At 70.8% G+C, this 16,227-nt stretch carries 12 protein-coding genes; 3 read left to right on the forward strand and 9 right to left on the reverse strand.

The window, feature by feature from the left end:
* Positions 1-126: 126 nt before the first annotated feature.
* The 4 genes from ABD366_RS30475 to ABD366_RS30490 form a co-directional block, all read right to left on the reverse strand.
* Entirely contained in the window at positions 127-2,175 is a 2,049-nt protein-coding gene (locus ABD366_RS30475) for an ABC transporter ATP-binding protein (protein WP_324769123.1), read from the reverse strand.
* A 343-nt stretch (positions 2,176-2,518) separates the two neighbouring features.
* A complete protein-coding gene (locus ABD366_RS30480; protein WP_324769121.1) occupies positions 2,519-3,280 on the reverse strand; it encodes an NUDIX hydrolase in 762 nt (253 codons plus the stop codon).
* A gap of 140 nt (positions 3,281-3,420) precedes the next feature.
* A complete protein-coding gene (locus tag ABD366_RS30485; protein ID WP_324769119.1) occupies positions 3,421-5,382 on the reverse strand; it encodes a glycogen debranching N-terminal domain-containing protein in 1,962 nt (653 codons plus the stop codon).
* 656 nt (positions 5,383-6,038) lie between these two features.
* Positions 6,039-7,493, reverse strand: a complete 1,455-nt coding sequence (locus ABD366_RS30490; RefSeq protein WP_324769118.1) for a DUF4192 domain-containing protein — start codon at positions 7,491-7,493, stop codon at positions 6,039-6,041.
* A gap of 133 nt (positions 7,494-7,626) precedes the next feature.
* Between ABD366_RS30490 and ABD366_RS30495 the strand changes: the two genes are divergently transcribed.
* Positions 7,627-9,789: a RecQ family ATP-dependent DNA helicase gene (locus ABD366_RS30495; RefSeq protein WP_324769117.1), complete on the forward strand. Its 2,163-nt coding sequence runs from the start codon at positions 7,627-7,629 to the stop codon at positions 9,787-9,789.
* 219 nt (positions 9,790-10,008) lie between these two features.
* Entirely contained in the window at positions 10,009-10,647 is a 639-nt protein-coding gene (locus tag ABD366_RS30500) for a hypothetical protein (RefSeq protein WP_324769116.1), read from the forward strand.
* 106 nt (positions 10,648-10,753) lie between these two features.
* On the opposite strand, the gene ABD366_RS30505 is transcribed toward ABD366_RS30500, so the two are convergent.
* The 3 genes from ABD366_RS30505 to ABD366_RS30515 form a co-directional block, all read right to left on the reverse strand.
* On the reverse strand, positions 10,754-11,368 hold the full coding sequence (locus ABD366_RS30505; protein WP_324769115.1) for a hypothetical protein: 615 nt from the start codon (positions 11,366-11,368) through the stop codon (positions 10,754-10,756).
* Positions 11,369-11,436: 68 nt separating this feature from the next.
* Entirely contained in the window at positions 11,437-12,138 is a 702-nt protein-coding gene (locus ABD366_RS30510; protein WP_324769114.1) for a ribonuclease HII, read from the reverse strand.
* Positions 12,139-12,189: 51 nt separating this feature from the next.
* A complete protein-coding gene (locus ABD366_RS30515; RefSeq protein ID WP_324769262.1) occupies positions 12,190-12,816 on the reverse strand; it encodes a TetR/AcrR family transcriptional regulator in 627 nt (208 codons plus the stop codon).
* A gap of 145 nt (positions 12,817-12,961) precedes the next feature.
* On the opposite strand from ABD366_RS30515, the gene ABD366_RS30520 reads away from it, so the two are divergent.
* Positions 12,962-14,518 carry an MFS transporter gene (locus ABD366_RS30520; protein ID WP_324769113.1) on the forward strand — a complete coding sequence of 519 codons (1,557 nt, stop codon included), beginning with the start codon at positions 12,962-12,964 and terminating at the stop codon, positions 14,516-14,518.
* An 83-nt stretch (positions 14,519-14,601) separates the two neighbouring features.
* Here the strand turns inward: ABD366_RS30520 and ABD366_RS30525 are convergent, their stop codons facing one another.
* Together ABD366_RS30525 and ABD366_RS30530 are read right to left on the reverse strand one after the other, a co-directional pair.
* Positions 14,602-15,522 carry an ADP-ribosylglycohydrolase family protein gene (locus tag ABD366_RS30525; RefSeq protein ID WP_324769112.1) on the reverse strand — a complete coding sequence of 307 codons (921 nt, stop codon included), beginning with the start codon at positions 15,520-15,522 and terminating at the stop codon, positions 14,602-14,604.
* A gap of 12 nt (positions 15,523-15,534) precedes the next feature.
* On the reverse strand, positions 15,535-16,194 hold the full coding sequence (locus tag ABD366_RS30530) for a histidine phosphatase family protein (protein WP_324769111.1): 660 nt from the start codon (positions 16,192-16,194) through the stop codon (positions 15,535-15,537).
* Positions 16,195-16,227: the final 33 nt, after the last annotated feature.

Below are 16,227 nucleotides of genomic sequence, written 5' to 3' on the forward strand. Positions count from 1 at the left end.
GTCTTTGGTGAAAAGCACACGAAAGGGTGATCTCCCCCCTCGCTGCAATTGACGCCTTATCGGAAAGAAGTGGGCGCAACAGAGGGAGTTGTGGGCAGCGGAGGTCGCGAAGGTGCCGGATGGCCGTCATCGCAGCCTGGGACGCAGCACCAAGAGCAGATATACGCAGAGCAGAGCGGTGAGCGACAACATCATTGCCCCGCCCACAGGTTGGGTGATCATCCGCACTGCGGCGGCGACGAACCGCTCCGCACCGAACGGCCAGTGCACCAGGGCAAGATCACGCAGCCTGGCCGGAAGGCCCGCCGCCGTTCGCACTGAGGGACCCTCCAAGGCCTTCTGTACGAGCGGCACGATGACGATGGGGACGGCCACCACGGCCGCCAATCCGGCCGCGGTGGACCGGAACACTCCGGACGCGAGGACTCCGGCCCAGGCGCACGCCACGACGAGCGACAGCCAACTCGCGCTCTGCGGCAACCAGTCGGCAGGAACTTTCGTGAGTTCCGGTCCGTATACGAGGTGAAGCAGTGCGGCGCCGCAGCCGACGACAAGGACGGCCATGAGGACGGCGGTCGCCGCGCTGACGAGCAGTTTCGCGCCGAGGAGCCCCAGTCGGCGCGGAACGGTGCCACGGTCGGCGGCGAGTGCGGGATGGCGGAACTCGTCACCGAAGGCGAAGGCACCGAGCAGCCCTGCGCCGAGAGCGGCGGGCGGCAGGGGCAGTTCCTGCGGCCAGGCCGCGAGCAGGCGGGTCTGCGGAGTGTGCCCGACACGGGCCAGCAGCACGGAGAGGAGCGCGGACACGGCGAGCACGAGCGCGACGGTGAGGTATCCGGTGGCGATGCCGGTCGCGCGGCGCAGTTCATAGCGCAGGGGACGCAGCGGGCTGCGCGCAGAGCCGACGGTGATGGGGGGCGGCAGGAGGGAGGGGGCGGCTGACGCCTGCGGCCCGGCCGCGCCGTGCCGCAGGTGACCGTGGCTCTCGGCGCCGTGCCCGGACGCGGCGGCTGGGATTGTGGTCCGAGGGGCCGTCTCGACGACGGGCACGAACGTGCTGGTCGGGGCGAGGGCGTTGATGGACTCTGCGGCGCCCGCCGGGGCGGGGGTAGCGGCGGGGGTAGCGGCGGGCCCGACGGTGCTTGCCGCAGCGAAGGCGTCGGCGTGCTCGACGGCAGCCGGGGAGTCGTGGGTCTCTGGGCCGGTCATGTGGGTGTCCGTGCGGGGCGCGGATGCCTCGGGCGAAGTGGGTACGCGGGCGTCTGCGTTGTCACCCGGGGGGAGGGCCCGCGCCGTGGCGGGCCCCGCATCCCCGATCTCGTCGGCGAGTTGGTGCACCAGGATGTTGTGCCGGAACGCCGTCTCCCCCACGTCCGCGCAGGTGCTGCCGTACACAGAGAGGTGGCTGCCGCCCTCCGGAACCACTTCGACCGTGCGCCTGGCATTGCGGGCCTCCTTGGCCAGCAGGACTCCGAGGCGTGTGGCATGCGGGCTGCGCACGGCGACCCTGGGCCGCAGCCGAGTGCGGGCGAAGTCGGTGACCTCCTGGTCCGCGACCACCTGCCCCTCGGCGAGGGTGACGACACGGTCCGCGGTCCGCGCCGCTTCCTTGGGGTCGCCCGTGGTGAACAGGACCGTGCCGCCGAGGCTCGCGTGCGCGCGCAGAATGCCGTGCAGCCACTTGTTCTCACGGGTCGACAGTCCGTCCGCCGAGCCGTCGAGGACCAGCGTGTGCGGGTCCGGGAGCAGGGCACAGGCCAGGCCGAGCCGCCGGTCCATGCCTCGGGACAGGGTGCCGAGGCGCTGTTCTCGCAGGCTCACCAGACCCACGACCTCGAGAACTTCATCGGCACGCTGGACCGGCACCCCTGCGGCCGCGCACAGCATGCGCAAGTGGCCCCGGACCGTCCGGGCCGGGTGACCGGGCACATCGCCGAGCAGGACGCCCACTTCACGTGCGGGATGCGCGAGCCGGTGCAGGGGACGGCCCCTGAAGTAGGTGATCCCACGGCCGTGTTGGAGTTCGAGCATGAGCCGCACCACGGTCGTCTTGCCGGCTCCGTGGGCACCGAGCAGTGCCGTGACACGGCCCGCGTGCGCCTCGAAGGACACGTCGTCGACCGCGGGCGGGCACTCCTTACGGGCGTTGCTGGTCAGTCCGATGGCCTGGATCATCGCTTCTCTCACAGGATGGGCGACCGCCCGGCGGCCGGGCCCCGTCCACCGCTCGGGCGGCAGGCGAGTCCCGTGGGTACTCCAGCAACATAACGCTATATTTCTGCCTTTTCGGGCAGGGTGCGGCCATGGGTGTCCGCGAATTGGGGAGTCCAGGAGACAGCTGGTCCACTGCGGATACGGACTTCACCGAATACGGAGTTCACCGAATACGACGTTCGCTGAGTACAGCCCTACTGAATGCAAGACCGGAACACGCTGAGAATTACGGAGTCGCAACACGCCGACGACGCGGCTCACGGGCGTGGCTGCCACAGAACGCCCCCGCGCGTCGGTGAGCCGGTCAGACCTCCGGTCGCAGCATCGGCGGATTGAGCAGCGTGGCGCCACCCGCGCGAAAGAGCTGGGCGGGCCGACCACCTTGGCGCGTGGTGGTGCCACCGGTCGGCACCAGAAAGCCAGGCGTTCCGGTCACCTTGCGATGGAAATTGCGCGGATCCAAGGCGACTCCCCAGACCGCCTCGTACACGCGGCGCAGCTCACCGACCGTGAACTCCGGCGGGCAGAATGCCGTGGCGAGCGAGGAGTATTCGATCTTCGATCGGGCCCGCTCGACGCCGTCCGCCAGGATCTGCGCGTGGTCGAAGGCGAGCGGTGCGGCCAGCTCGTCCTCCCGCCCGTACCCGCCCTGATGGAGCAGGGCCTCGACCGGGGCCCACCGGGCGCTGTGCGCATCGCCACCCGCGCGCGGCGCCGGCAAGTCGGGGGCGAGCGCGAGGTGGGCGACGCTCACGACGCGCATCCGAGGATCCCGCTTCGGGTCTCCGTAGGTCCCCAGCTGTTCCAAGTGCGCGCCGTTGTCCTGAGCGGGCGCGGCCGCGTCATGCGCACACAGCCCCGTCTCCTCGGCCAGCTCACGCGCCGCCGCCCCTGTCAGATCCTCGTCGTCCCGCACGAACCCGCCCGGCAGCGCCCAACGCCCCTGAAACGGCGGTTCGCCGCGGCGCACCGCCAACGCACACAGCGCATGACGGCGCACGGTGAGCACGACCAGGTCGACGGTGACAGCGAAGGGCGGGAAAGCCGACGGGTCGTAGGGCGACATGGAACGATCATAGTCGTCTGCCTGACGATAAACAGTCCCTTCGCTCGTTGCTTCCTCCAATTCCCGGTGCGGCGCACGCGGCTCCGGCCTGGCCCGGCCATTCCGGCCACACCACCGGTCACCTCGTCGGCCGCTTCCGGTCACACGCCCAACTGCAGGGCGTCCGCGGCCTCCTCGACCATGGCGAGGCCGAGTCTGCTGACCCGCACGGAGAAGGCGTGCCCGGCCACCCGCAGTCCTGTCAGCCCGATCTCACCCAGCGGCGCGCTGCGCACCGGGGACAGCGCCACCGTCCCGGCGGGCGCGTCCGGACGGATACCCGCGAGGGAGGTCAGGAGGTGCACACCGGCGGCCGCGGCGACGGCAGCCGGTCTGCAGGCGGCGGGATGCGGCAGCGGGGTACTGCCCTCGACGCGCTGCTCCCCCGCGTACATCTCCGGAATTCGGTACTCGAAGGTCTCCGCAGCGGCCAGGACACCCCCGAGCAGGGACGCCGCCTCTTTCTCGTACCCGGCAACGGCCAGGCCCGCTACAGCGACCGCCGTCTCCTGCACGCTCACGGCCCCCGCGCGATGGCCGAACGGGTTGTACGACGCCTCCTTCACTCCCAGGGTTCGCAGGCCCCAGCCCGAGTCCAGGCCCGGGCCTCCCAGCAGGCGCGCGAGTTGCTCGGTCTGCACCTTGTCCAACAGGCCCGGCGCACACGTGCCGGCTCCAAGAAGCCCGGTGTCCAGAAGATGGGCGGAGCCACTGCCCAGTTGCGGGATCAGGCGGCCGTCCCGGGTGCGTGCTGCCGCGGGTCTGCCACCGCTCCTGTCGTCGGCCCAGAAGTCCACACGGAACCGCAGCCGCAGCTCCCCCGCCCATTCGCGCAGCTCCGCGGCGCCGGGTCTGCCGTACGCGTCGAGCAAATCGGCGCCGAGGATCGCTGCCCGGTGAGCGTGGGCCTGGGTCTCACAGCGCAGCAGCCCTGCCGGGCCGGGATCCGGCAGAAAAGGCCCCTCACGGGCCGCGGTGCGCAACCAGTGCAGGCATCGCTCCGCGGCGGGGAGCAGCTCCGCCACCTCCTGCTCGGCGAGCCCCCAGCGTCTCGCTTCGGCCAGCAGCACCGGGAACAGGAGCGTGGCCTCGATGCCGGTGCAGCTCGGGGGCAGTCCCGCACCCATATGTCGCATCGGGCCCGGCAGGCGCCCGAACTGCGGTCCTGCCCCGTCCAGTTGCGTGCGGGCAAGTGCTCGCAGCGTGCTGCCGGCCAAGCGGGTTCCCAGAGGCAGCACCATCCTGGCCGCCGCGAGCGCCTCGGCCGGTGCCGGACCACAGCGCCAGGGAGCGCCCGCTGCCAGGTAGACGTCCGACGGGTGCGCGGGGTCTCGCATCATGAGCGCTTGCAGGTCATCGATGCAGGTCCGCAGCAGGGGTCCCACGCGCGGGTCGTCCCCTCGCGCGTGCGCCGCGGCGAGGGGGCGGGCCGCGCTGTGTCCTGCGGCTCTGCCGATCCCGGTGCCGTCCGCCCCCACCTTCAGCTCCACGGTCCGCGTACCGCCGGGCGGCAGTTCGAACTCCCAGCGCAGGAGGCCGGCCGAGGCCAGAGCATCCGTGGGCGGCGGTGTCGCCGTGACGACGGTGTGGCCGACCGGGGACGACCATCGCATGCCCGTGTCATGGACTGTCGCGGGCAGTTCGCGGCCTGCGTTTCCCGCGGCCACCGCGCCGAGTTCGGCCAGGTCCGTGCCGAGCGACACCTCCAGGGGCAGCCGCAGAGGCCGCACCGCGGAGCTGTGGAGTGTGATGCGTTCCGTGCCGTCGGCGTGCCGGATCCGCTCCACGATGACGTCCGGGTCCGGCCCCGCGTCCGAAGCTGCGCGCACGGTCCCCACGAAGCGGGCGCGATCGGCCGAGACCATGCGCGCGTGCACCGCGAGCGGCTCCCGGCCCGCCACACGGACCCGGCACCGCGAGAGGAGCCGTCGGCCGCCGCGGTAGAAGCCCTCGAGTCCCTGGGTCGTCAGCTGCCCGCCCTCGGAGGAGATGGCCAGCCCCGGCAGCGCCACGCAGATCAGCGTCCGGTGGGTGGGTGGAAGTTCGAGGGAGCGCCTGGGCATCGCTGCCGGGTCCGCCGAAACGGGCTGGAGGGCGGAGCGGCCCGAGGAAGCCTGCGGTCGCTCATGCCAAGGCTCGGGCAGGCGGCCGCCCGGCAGCGAGGTCATGCCTCCGTCCGGCGGTGACGCCGTGGGCTGCCTCGACACGTTCGCCGTCACGACTGCCGCCCTGCGAAGGGAGCCGCGAGCGAGCGAGGCGCCACGAGCATGCGGGACGCCCCCAGCACGCAAAGCGCCGCCAACCCGTGAGGCGCCGCAAGCATGCGGGGCACCCTCAACATGCCGGACGCCTCCGTCTTGCGCGGTGCCGCCAACGCGCCGGACACCGTGCCCCCCGCTGTCGCCGCTACCTCGCGCACCACCCAGGTTCCGGGTGAAGACCACCCGGCACCGGGCGACCCAACCGGCCGGTGGCCGCCGCCTCTGTCCGTCATCCGCTTCCGCTGCGGCTCCCGCATGAACGGTCTCCTTTCGCGCACGGTCGCGCGAGGCGCCGGCATCCTGCCGGGTTGGTGGACGCGCCGACGGGGCCCGGCCGCCGCTACCGACACACAGTTGAACGGAGTCGCCCCGCTCCAAGTAACGCCACGGCGCGGCGAACCACCGATGCCCTCGACCACAGACCGCAGCCACGAACGCGGCGACGGCCATGGCCCTGTTCATCCGTCGTCCCTGGTCCGCGGCCGTCCTACGCGACGGTTTCCCGTAGGTCGCCGAGGCGCACGCGCTCCCGCCCGGGGCGGCCTGGTGCCCGCCCGGTGACGATGCTCGCCGCGTCGCCGCAACGCGGCTTCCAGACCGCGGGCCGCCCGGGACGCCCCCGGGTCCACGGCGCCTCCCGGCAGCGGGGCGCCAACTCGTCCTTGCTCCGCGGCGAGGTCCCTGTCGGCCGGCCCACCCGTCTTCCCGGCATCGTCCGTGTCCTCGGTCGGCCGAACATCTCCCGCGTCCTCGGTCGGCCGAGCTCCCTCCGCGGTCGGCTCCGTACCCCGACCGGCCCGCTTGCCGCGCAGCGAACGTCGTACCGGTTCCAGATCGAGCCCATCGGCCCGTGCCGCGTTGAGGAGCCGGGCGAACACGTAGCGCGGGTCGACGGTGAGTGCCATCTCCAGGACTTGGTCCGCCTCGACGGTGTCACCGAGCGACCAGGCGATCCAGCCCGCGAGGGACAGCGGCGCGGCGGCGTGTTCTCCGTAGGGCCCGACGCAGCGCCGCGCCAGGGCCCTCCACAGACGGAGCGCGCAGGAGGCTTCGGCGCCTTCCATCCACTCTGCGGCTCGGTCCCGGGTCAGTCGGTCCTGGAGGCCGAGGATCAACGCCGCGGCTTCGTCGTGCGCAACCAGTTCGTCGTCCCTGAGGTCGGCCTCCAGTTCCGCGTCCTCGCACGGCGCGTCCGAGAGACGGCGCATGACGCGGCGTGCCAGGTCGAGGGTCTCCGCCTCCACCTCTTCACGCGAGACGCCGGCGAAGATCCTCGGCACGAGGTCCATCGCCGCGGCGTCGAGCGCCCGCGTCTGTTCCGCGACGAGTGCCGTCTCCAGCGGGGCCAGGCGTGCCCGCACTTCCTGCGTCGACGCGCGTACGTGGATACCGGCGTAAGCCGCTGTGGCTGCCATGACCGAGGTGCCGTCGGTGGCGATGACGTTGCCCTCCGGCGGACAGCAGTCGAGGCGCGGGCAGCAGTAGGACCAGTACCTGCCGTCCGAGAGGCACAGCGCTTCCGTGACCGGCACGTCCAGGCTGCCGCACGCCGTGCGCAGGAACTGGGCGAGAGGGCGCAGCCGCTCCATGATCAGTCGCGCGGACTCCATACCCGGGGCCGCGTCCTGGCAGAGGAACGCGACGATGCTGTCCGGCCGCCCGTCCCGGCGCTCGCATTCGCCGATCAGGCAGCGCGCCATCTGTTGCGCCACGGACGGCCAGTCCTCCGCACGATCGGGGATGCCGAGGCGCACCCGGCCGCCGAATCGCCCCTTGTGCAGGGCGACGAGGACGACGCTGTCGTCCGGCCGGAACCCGAGCAAATACGGCAGCGCCTCGGCGAGTTCACCGGCCGTGCGCAGGGTGATCTTTGCCGCACCGGTCGCACCGGCGGGCTCGCTGTGATTCGTCATGGGACGACCATCCCGCGGATCGGCAAACTCCGTTTCGCGCTGTGGATAACCTCGATCAGGGACACGACACGAGTTGTCCACAGGTCGACGCCCTCGTTCGCGCGATGTCAGTCCCATCGGGTTGCATAGGGGCATGAGCAACGAAGAGCTGCGGACGGCCGCCGATGCCGTACTCGCGCGTCTGGTCTCCGACCCGAGCGGGACGGCCCGCCTGCGCGAGGACCAGTGGCGCGCGATCGAGGCCCTGGTCGCCGAGCACAGACGTGCCCTCGTCGTGCAGCGCACCGGCTGGGGCAAGTCCGCGGTGTACTTCGTGGCGACCGCGCTGCTGCGCGAGCGCGGCGGCGGTCCGACCGTGATCGTCTCCCCGCTGCTCGCGCTTATGCGCAACCAGGTGGAAGCCGCAGCGCGTGCCGGTATTCGCGCCCGCACCATCAACTCGTCGAACGCGGAGGAGTGGGACGCCGTCCGGGCCGAGGTCGCGGCCGGCGACGTCGATGTGCTTCTGGTCAGCCCCGAGCGGCTGAACAACCCGGATTTCCGGGACAACGTGCTGCCACAGCTGGCCGCCGCCACCGGCCTGCTGGTCGTCGACGAGGCGCACTGCATCTCGGACTGGGGGCACGACTTCCGTCCTGACTACCGACGCCTGCGCACGATGCTGGCCGAGCTTCCCCAGGGCGTCCCCGTCCTGGCCACGACGGCGACGGCCAACGCCCGCGTGACGGCGGACGTCGCGGACCAGCTCGGCACCGGCGGCGGCTCGGACGCCCTCGTCCTGCGCGGACCGCTCGACCGCGAGAGCCTGAGTCTCGGGGTGCTGCAACTGCCGGACGCGGCACACCGGTTGGCCTGGCTTGCCGGTCACCTCGACGAGCTGCCCGGCTCGGGGATCATCTACACGCTCACGGTCGCCGCCGCCGAGGAGGTCACGGCCTATCTGCGCCAGTGCGGTCACACCGTGACCTCGTACACCGGCAAGACGGAGAACGTGGATCGCCAGCAGGCCGAGGAGGACCTCCTGGCAAACCGGGTGAAGGCCCTGGTCGCCACCTCCGCGCTCGGCATGGGTTTCGACAAACCGGACCTCGGGTTCGTCGTGCATCTCGGCTCCCCGTCCTCGCCGATCGCGTACTACCAGCAGGTGGGGCGCGCGGGACGTGGCGTCGAGCACGCGGAAGTACTGCTGCTCCCCGGTAAGGAGGACGAGGCGATCTGGCGTTACTTCGCCTCGCTCGCGTTCCCCCCGGAGGAACAGGTACGCCGCACCCTGGATGTGCTGGCGCAGTCCGACCGGCCGCTCTCGCTGCCGGCTCTCGAACCCCTGGTGGAGCTGCGTCGTTCGCGGCTGGAAACCATGCTCAAGGTGCTGGACGTGGACAGCGCGGTGCACCGGGTGAAGGGCGGTTGGATCGCCACCGGCAGGCCGTGGACGTACGACACCGAACGCTATGCGTGGGTCGCCAAACAGCGGGAGGCCGAGCAGCAGGCGATGCGCGACTACGTCACGACGACCGACTGCCGCATGGAGTTCCTGCGTCGCCAGCTGGACGACGACGCGGCGGCCCCTTGCGGGCGCTGTGACAACTGCGCGGGAGCACGCTTCGAGGCCGCCGTCTCCCCGGACGCCCTGGACTCGGCGCGGGGCGAGCTGGGTCGCCCCGGCGTCGAGGTGGAGCCCAGGAAGATGTGGCCCACCGGCCTCGCCGCCGTCGGCATCGACCTGAAGGGCCGCATTCCCGCGGGCGAGCAGATGGGCTCGGGGCGGGCGCTCGGCCGCCTCTCGGACATCGGCTGGGGCAACCGGCTGCGTCCCATGCTCACGCCCCAGGCGCCGGACGGCCCGGTGCCGGACGATGTCGCCCGAGCCGTCGTGGAGGTCCTGGCCGACTGGGCGAAGGGGCCTGGCGGCTGGGCGAGCGGAGGTCCTGACGCGCAGCCGCGCCCCGTGGGCGTCGTCACCCTGGCGTCGCACACGCGCCCCCAGCTCATCGAGTCGTTGGGTGCGGGCATCGCCCAGGTCGGACGCATGCCGCTCCTGGGGCGTATCGCGTACGCGCCGGGCAGCGACACGACGCACATCCCGCGGAGCAACAGCGCGCAGCGTCTTCGTGCCTTGGAGGGCACGTTGACGTTGGAGCCCGAGCTGACCGAGGCCCTCGCGCGCGCGGGCGGCCCGGTGCTGCTCGTCGATGACTACACAGAGACCGGCTGGACGCTTGCGATGGCCGCTCGGCTGCTCCGTCGGGCAGGCGCCGAGGGGGTGTTGCCGCTGGTCCTGGCGGTGCAGGGCTGACTCAGGAGTCGAAGAGTCTGCCTGTGGGCAGGGATATAGACGACGCATCGCCAGATACCGCAACCGGACCGCGATTGCTCGTTGCCGTGCGCCAGCGCGACGGGAAGAATTGGCAGCGCTCCCCGCGTGGCTCCCCGTGGTCCGGTAGGGGCTTATGTCGCGGTGCGCTCCCCCAGTCCGCCCCTGCCCGCGTCCGGGCGTGTAGCCGAAGGGAGGACCGTGACCTTCGGATTCCCTCCATCCTCGGCCGCATCGACGTCCGCGTCATCGATGCGCTTCGAGAGGTCCACCGATTCCGTCAACCGACCGACCAGATTGCTGGAACCCACGGAGTGGGCGGCGGCGGGAATTCCGCTGCTGCGCAATCCCCGTGAGGTCGTCAGCGGGCTGCACGCGCGCCACCGGCCGGTGCCCCGGACCGCTGTGGTGGCCGTCCTGGACCCGGAGGAGCGATTGAGTGCCAGCGCCTCGTTCACACGCCGTGAAAACGCCATCGACGGCTGGACGTTCCGCAACGCACTGCTTTCCCAGCTGCGCCGGGTGATCCCGCACGACCTGCGCCGTCGTACTCCGGTGCGTACAGCGGTCCTGCTGTACTGCCGCGAGGGGAACACGCGGTGGACGGAGGAGGACGGCGCGTGGATGTGGGGGCTGCGTGACGCGTGCACGTTGCACGGCCTGCGCTGTGGCGCGTACATCACGATGACGCGTGACGGCTGGCAGGTGCTGGGCGAGGGCCGTGGCGGCCGACGCCCGAGCGTGGGCTCCGTGACCGAGGTCCTCGGCGGCGACGAGGAGTCGACACCGCGGACCGGCGGCGCCGCGACGGAGATGCTCCGCCGTGCGGCGGCTCGCTGAACCGCACCACCGCGGGCACGCACCGGCCTGACCACCGCGGGCACGCACCGGCCTGCCGGTCTCCCCGGGCACCGACGAGCGGTGCGGGCAGCCGGCAAGCGGTGCGTCAGACCCCGGCGCCGAGCAGTGTGTTGACGCGCTGCGGGTCACCGCACACGATCAGCAGGGTGCCTGCGCTGCCGAGAGCGAGCGGCAGAGCGGTGGTGGCTGCCTCATCGGCGCCGCCGTTCACGGCGACGACGACCACGGGCCGGGACGCGGCACGGCTCAGGGCGGAGGCGTCTGCGTAGAAGACGTCGTCGCCCGCGTCGTGCTGCGCCCAGTAGGCGGTCTCGCCGAACGACAGCTCGTGAGCGGCCCACGGGTGCGGTTCCCCCGTGGTGATCACCAGGATGTCGCCGGGCGCACGACCCGTGTCGAGCAGCAGGTCGACGGCTTCCTCCGCGGCGTCCAGCGCGCCCTCGGCCGAGGCCGGGATGAGCTGGACCTGCGGCTGCGAGGCCGAAGTCGACGGGACGGCCGGGGCGTTGGGCCCCGGCTCGGCGGCGGGAGCCGACTCGCGCGAGGTGCGCTGCGCGGGCGGCGTAGGCCTTACGGGACCCGGACGACCGGGTCGCGGCGGCGCCGCAGGACGCGGGCCGGGTACAGGACGGGGGGTCGGCGCGGTGCGGGGACCCTGGGCACTCTCGTGAATCTGAGGCTCCTCGGGAATGAGAGGCATGAGCTGATATCTATCAAACGCAGGTGCGGCTCGCGTCAGCGGGTGGCACATCAGTACGAACGCAATGGTCAGAAGTCGAAGCCGAGCTGGCCCTCGATTTCTGGAACGCTCACGTCCGCCCAACTGCGGGCTTTCTTGAGATGCCGCCACTGGGGCAGCGCATCAAGATACGCCCACGAAAGCCGGTGGTGCGGGGTGGGCCCCCGCTCCTCCAACGCGGCGCGATGCACCGGCGACGGGTATCCGGCGTTGGCCGCAAACCCGAAGTCTGCATGGTCGATGCCCAGTTCGGCCATCATTTTGTCGCGGCGGACCTTGGCGATCACCGACGCCGCGGCAACGGCGACGCAGGATCGGTCCCCCTTGATCACCGTACGGACCTGCCAGGGAGCACCGAGGTAATCGTGCTTCCCGTCGAGGATCACCGCTTCCGGCCGCACGGGCAGACCCTCGAGGGCACGGACCGCGGCGAGACGTAGCGCCGCGGTCATCCCCAGGTCGTCGATCTCCTCGTGCGAGGCGTGCCCGAGGGCGTGTGCGGTGACCCAGCCCTCCAACTGCTCCGCGAGCACCTCGCGGCGCTTGGGGCTGATCAGCTTGGAGTCGGTGAGCCCCTCCGGCGGGCGCCGCAGTCCCGTGACGGCGGCGCAGACGGTGACGGGGCCCGCCCAGGCACCACGGCCGACCTCGTCGACACCGGCGACGATCTTGGCTCCGGTGAGAGCGCGCACAGAGCGCTCGACGGCGTGAGTGGGTGGTTCGTACGGCATGGCGGCAAACAGCGTACGCCGCCCGTGCCGCGCCGCGACACCCGGCCGGGTCTAATCCACGTGCCGCCGCAGCAAGGGGACCATGACCTGGTCGATCAGCGTCACCAGATCTGCCTCCTCCCATTCGCTTCCGCACACCTTCGAGCGGTACATCATCATCGCCGGGATGACGTCGAAGACCGCAGCGTCCGAGGCGTCGGACCGCACCTCACCACGCTCGATTCCGCGACGCACGACTTCCTTGATCAGCTCGACGCTGGGCTCGACGACGCCCTCGATGATCACCGCATGGAAACGCTCAGCCGTGAACGTGTCGCATTCGTGAAGTACGGAGCGAAGCGCAAAGCCCGGCCGTGAGTACATGGCCGTCCGCATCTGCCGGCACAGCTCCAGCAGATCCTCACGGACGTTGCCGAGATCCGGGGCGGAGTCCATCTTGGGCAGCCCGGACTGCAGGGCGTCGACGACCAGGTCCTCCTTGGAGGGCCAGCGCCGGTACACCGCGGCCTTGCCCGTCTGCGCACTCGCGGCCACGCCCTCCATGGTGAGGCCGTTCCAGCCGACCGTACTGAGCTGATCCAGCGCGGCGTCGAGGATGGCCCGTTCGAGCACGGGACCACGCCTGCGCATGGACGCGGCCGATTGAGCGGAAGCGGCCGTCCAGCGCGAAGTAACCATCGTCATCTCTCCGTTGAGCAGGTCGAGCGGCACGAGACGCACGGCAGTAAATTCAGTGAACGGTTGCGTTCACTAGAGGGGAGTCACTACCGTTGACGCGACAGTGAACGGGTTCGTTCACTAATAGGCTCGTGGGGGATCCATAGTGTCAACCTCTCAGTTAACGCCACGTCAGAAGCCGGGAGCGGCCCGCCGGGAGGGACACCCCGGCATCGCACTCGCCGTCATCGCGGCCTGCCAACTCATGGTGGTCCTCGACGCGACGATTGTGAACATCGCGCTCCCGCATATTCAGAACGCGCTCAGCTTCTCGACGACCGACCTCACCTGGGTCGTCAGCGCCTACACGCTCACCTTTGGTGGTCTGCTGCTGCTCGGCGGCCGGGCCGGCGACATCCTCGGCCGCCGCCGTGTCTTCATGACCGGCATCCTGCTGTTCACCTTCGCCTCCCTCCTCGGCGGGCTCGCCCAGGAACCGTGGCAGTTGCTGGCCGCGCGCGCCCTGCAGGGCGTCGGCGGCGCGATCGCGTCGCCCACGTCACTGGCCCTCATCACGACCACTTTCCCCGAAGGGCCCGAGCGGAACCGCGCGTTCGGGGTCTTCGCGGCGGTCTCGGCGGGCGGCGGCGCCGTAGGTCTCCTCGCCGGCGGCATGCTCACGGAGTGGCTGGACTGGCGCTGGGTGCTGTTCGTGAACGTGCCCATCGGCATATTGATCGCGGTCCTCGCGCCGCGGTACATCAGCGAGTCCGAGCGACACCCAGGACGCTTCGACATAGCCGGAGCGCTCACCTCCACGCTCGGGATGGCCTCCCTCGTGTACGGCTTCATCCGTGCCGCGGAGGAGGGCTGGCGAGACAACCTGGCCATCGGGTCGTTCGCCGCGGCGATCGTGCTGCTGCTGTCCTTCGTGGCCGTCGAGAGCCGGGCCAAGGAACCGATCACTCCGCTGAGGATGTTCGCCGACCGCAACCGGTCGGGGACGTACGTGATCATGCTGAGTCTCGCCGCGGCCATGTTCGGCATGTTCTTCTTCATCGTGCTGTTCGTCCAGAACGTGCTGAGCTACTCGCCCATCAAGGCCGGTCTCGCCTTCCTGCCGGTGACGGTGGCGATCGCGTTCGGTGCGGCTCTCTCGCAGCGCTTCCTGCCGGTCCTGGGGCCGAAGCCGTTCCTGGCCGGCGGATCGGCCCTGGTCGTGGTCGGGCTCACCTGGCAGACGCTCATCAGCCCCGACAGCTCCTACGTGAGCGGGGTGCTCGGCCCGATGGTGGTCTTCGGGTTCGGCATGGGCCTGAACTTCGTGACGGTGACGCTCACCGCGGTGTCCGGAGTGGCCCCGCACGAGGCCGGAGCGGCGTCCGGTTTGCTCAACACGACGCAACAGGTGGGCGGTTCGCTGGGTCTGTCCATCCTGACGACTGTCTTCGGTACAGCGAGCCGTAACGAGGCGAAGGACCAGGTGGCCGACTTCATGGCCCATGCCTCACCGGAGCAGAAAGCCGCGTTCGCGAAGACCCATGAGCTGCCCGCGCCCTGGAGCCATGAGGTGCTGGCGCACGGCATCTCGACGGCCTTCATTCCAGCAGTCGCCATGGCCGTTCTCGCCCTGGCCGTCGCACTGGTAGTGATCAAGGTCCGCAAGAGCGATCTGGAGGCGCTCTCCGGCACGGCGAGCGCGGCCGGACCGGCCGGAGGCTGAGGCTCCGGAGGGGACGTGGGTGCCGGGCCTCGCCGAACGGCGGGACCCGGCACCCACGAGGTCTGCCGCGCCTACGCCACCGATCAGCGCGGTACATCGGAGCGAGACGGCCGACTCCACTCCGGAAGGGCCTCGGTACGCTCCAGCCAGTCGGCCGGCGGTGTCGCGCCGCTGCCGGCGGCGATGACGCCGCCCACGATCGCGCAGGTCGTGTCCATGTCGCCGCCCACCTGAGCAGTGGTCCAGAAAGCCTCTTCGAAGTCGTCGAGCCCGCGCGCCGCCGACCACAGGGTGAACGGCACCGTGTCGTGCGCGGTCGTCCGCCGACCGCACCCGAGCACCGCGGCCACAGTGCCCGCATCGCCGTAGTCGAGCATGTCCCTGGCCCTGCGCAGCCCCGCTCCCACCGCACTGCGTGGCACGAGCGCGATCACACCGTCCAGCAGCTCCTGCGGGCTCGGTGGGCCCGCCGGGTCCGCCGCGAGCGCCGCGGCGGCGGCCACGGCCATCGCTCCGACGACGGCCTCACGGTGCTGATGCGTTGGATACGCCGAGATCTCGGCCTGGTGCGTGGCCTGCTCGGGGTCGTCGGCGTAGTAGGCGCCGAGAGGTGCGATACGCATCGCCGCTCCGTTGCCCCACGACCCCTGTCCCTTGAACAGAGCGGACGCGAGCGCCCGCCAGTCGCCGCCCTCCCGGACCTGCCGCAGCAGCCGGTTCACCGCCGGTCCGTAGCCGCGGTCGAAATCGTGGTGCTCGGCGAACGACTGTGCCAGGACGTCCTGGTCGATGCGCTCGTGAGCCGCCAGGACGGCCACCACGGAGCAGGCCATCTCGGTGTCGTCGGTCCACTGCCAGGGGCCGTCCGGAACCGCACGGCGCTTGAGCAGCGGATAGTTCGCCGGGACGAAGAACTGGGAGCCCAGCGCGTCGCCCACGGAAAGTCCACGCAGGCTGGACAGGGCGCGGTCCAAGCGCCCGTCGGGTGAGGTATCAGCGGTCATCGCCCTGTCACCCTATCCGGTTGCCCCATAGGATCTAGGGTCACACCAATGTTCGAATGGCCGGTCCATTTCGTACTTGCCGTTCTTTCCCAGAACGAGCGCCCTCGTCTCGGCGTTCCCGGGATTCGACAGCGACTCGAATTCCGCGACGGTCCAGTGGAACCAGCGCATACAGAACAGCCGCATGGTCAGCCCGTGCGTCACCAGAAGCACGTTCGGCGGATGGTCCGGGTGCTCGAAGCTGCGGTACAGGCTTTCCAGGAACGCGCCTACGCGGTCGTACACATCGGCCCCGGACTCGCCCTGCGCGAACCGGTAGAAGAAGTGGCCGTAGGCATCGCGATACGCCTTCTGAAGCCGTACGTCGTCACGGTCCTGCCAGTTTCCCCAGTCCTGCTCCCGAAGGCGTGGCTCCTCGCGCACCCGCACCAGAGCGGGATCGAGACGGAACGCCCGGAACGTCTCGTGGGTGCGCCGGTACGGCGAGACATAGACGCTCACCCGCTCGCGACCGAACAGCTCCCGCAGCCGCTTGCCCGTCTCCTCGGCCTGCTGCCACCCCGACTCCGTGAGTGCCAGGGCATGGTCGGGCTCGCGCTCGTACACGGTGTCGTCGGCGTTGCCTTCCGATTCGCCGTGCCGGACCAGAACAATGCGCCGCGGTCGTGCCATGCGCAAACACTAGATCGGTTCGGCCGGTTTCGA

This window comes from Streptomyces kunmingensis, from assembly GCF_039533535.1.
Taxonomy (GTDB): Bacteria; Actinomycetota; Actinomycetes; order Streptomycetales; family Streptomycetaceae; genus Streptomyces; species Streptomyces kunmingensis.

What these genes read in the sequence shown, in the direction of transcription:
- ABD366_RS30475 (WP_324769123.1), bottom strand. Translation starts at nt 2,175, where the DNA reads ATGATCCAGGCCATCGGACTGACCAGCAACGCCCGTAAGGAGTGCCCG.
- ABD366_RS30480 (WP_324769121.1), bottom strand. Translation starts at nt 3,280, where the DNA reads ATGTCGCCCTACGACCCGTCGGCTTTCCCGCCCTTCGCTGTCACCGTC.
- ABD366_RS30485 (WP_324769119.1), bottom strand. Translation starts at nt 5,382, where the DNA reads ATGCCCAGGCGCTCCCTCGAACTTCCACCCACCCACCGGACGCTGATC.
- ABD366_RS30490 (WP_324769118.1), bottom strand. Translation starts at nt 7,493, where the DNA reads ATGACGAATCACAGCGAGCCCGCCGGTGCGACCGGTGCGGCAAAGATC.
- ABD366_RS30495 (WP_324769117.1), top strand. Translation starts at nt 7,627, where the DNA reads ATGAGCAACGAAGAGCTGCGGACGGCCGCCGATGCCGTACTCGCGCGT.
- ABD366_RS30505 (WP_324769115.1), bottom strand. Translation starts at nt 11,368, where the DNA reads ATGCCTCTCATTCCCGAGGAGCCTCAGATTCACGAGAGTGCCCAGGGT.
- ABD366_RS30510 (WP_324769114.1), bottom strand. Translation starts at nt 12,138, where the DNA reads ATGCCGTACGAACCACCCACTCACGCCGTCGAGCGCTCTGTGCGCGCT.
- ABD366_RS30515 (WP_324769262.1), bottom strand. Translation starts at nt 12,816, where the DNA reads ATGGTTACTTCGCGCTGGACGGCCGCTTCCGCTCAATCGGCCGCGTCC.
- ABD366_RS30525 (WP_324769112.1), bottom strand. Translation starts at nt 15,522, where the DNA reads ATGACCGCTGATACCTCACCCGACGGGCGCTTGGACCGCGCCCTGTCC.
- ABD366_RS30530 (WP_324769111.1), bottom strand. Translation starts at nt 16,194, where the DNA reads ATGGCACGACCGCGGCGCATTGTTCTGGTCCGGCACGGCGAATCGGAA.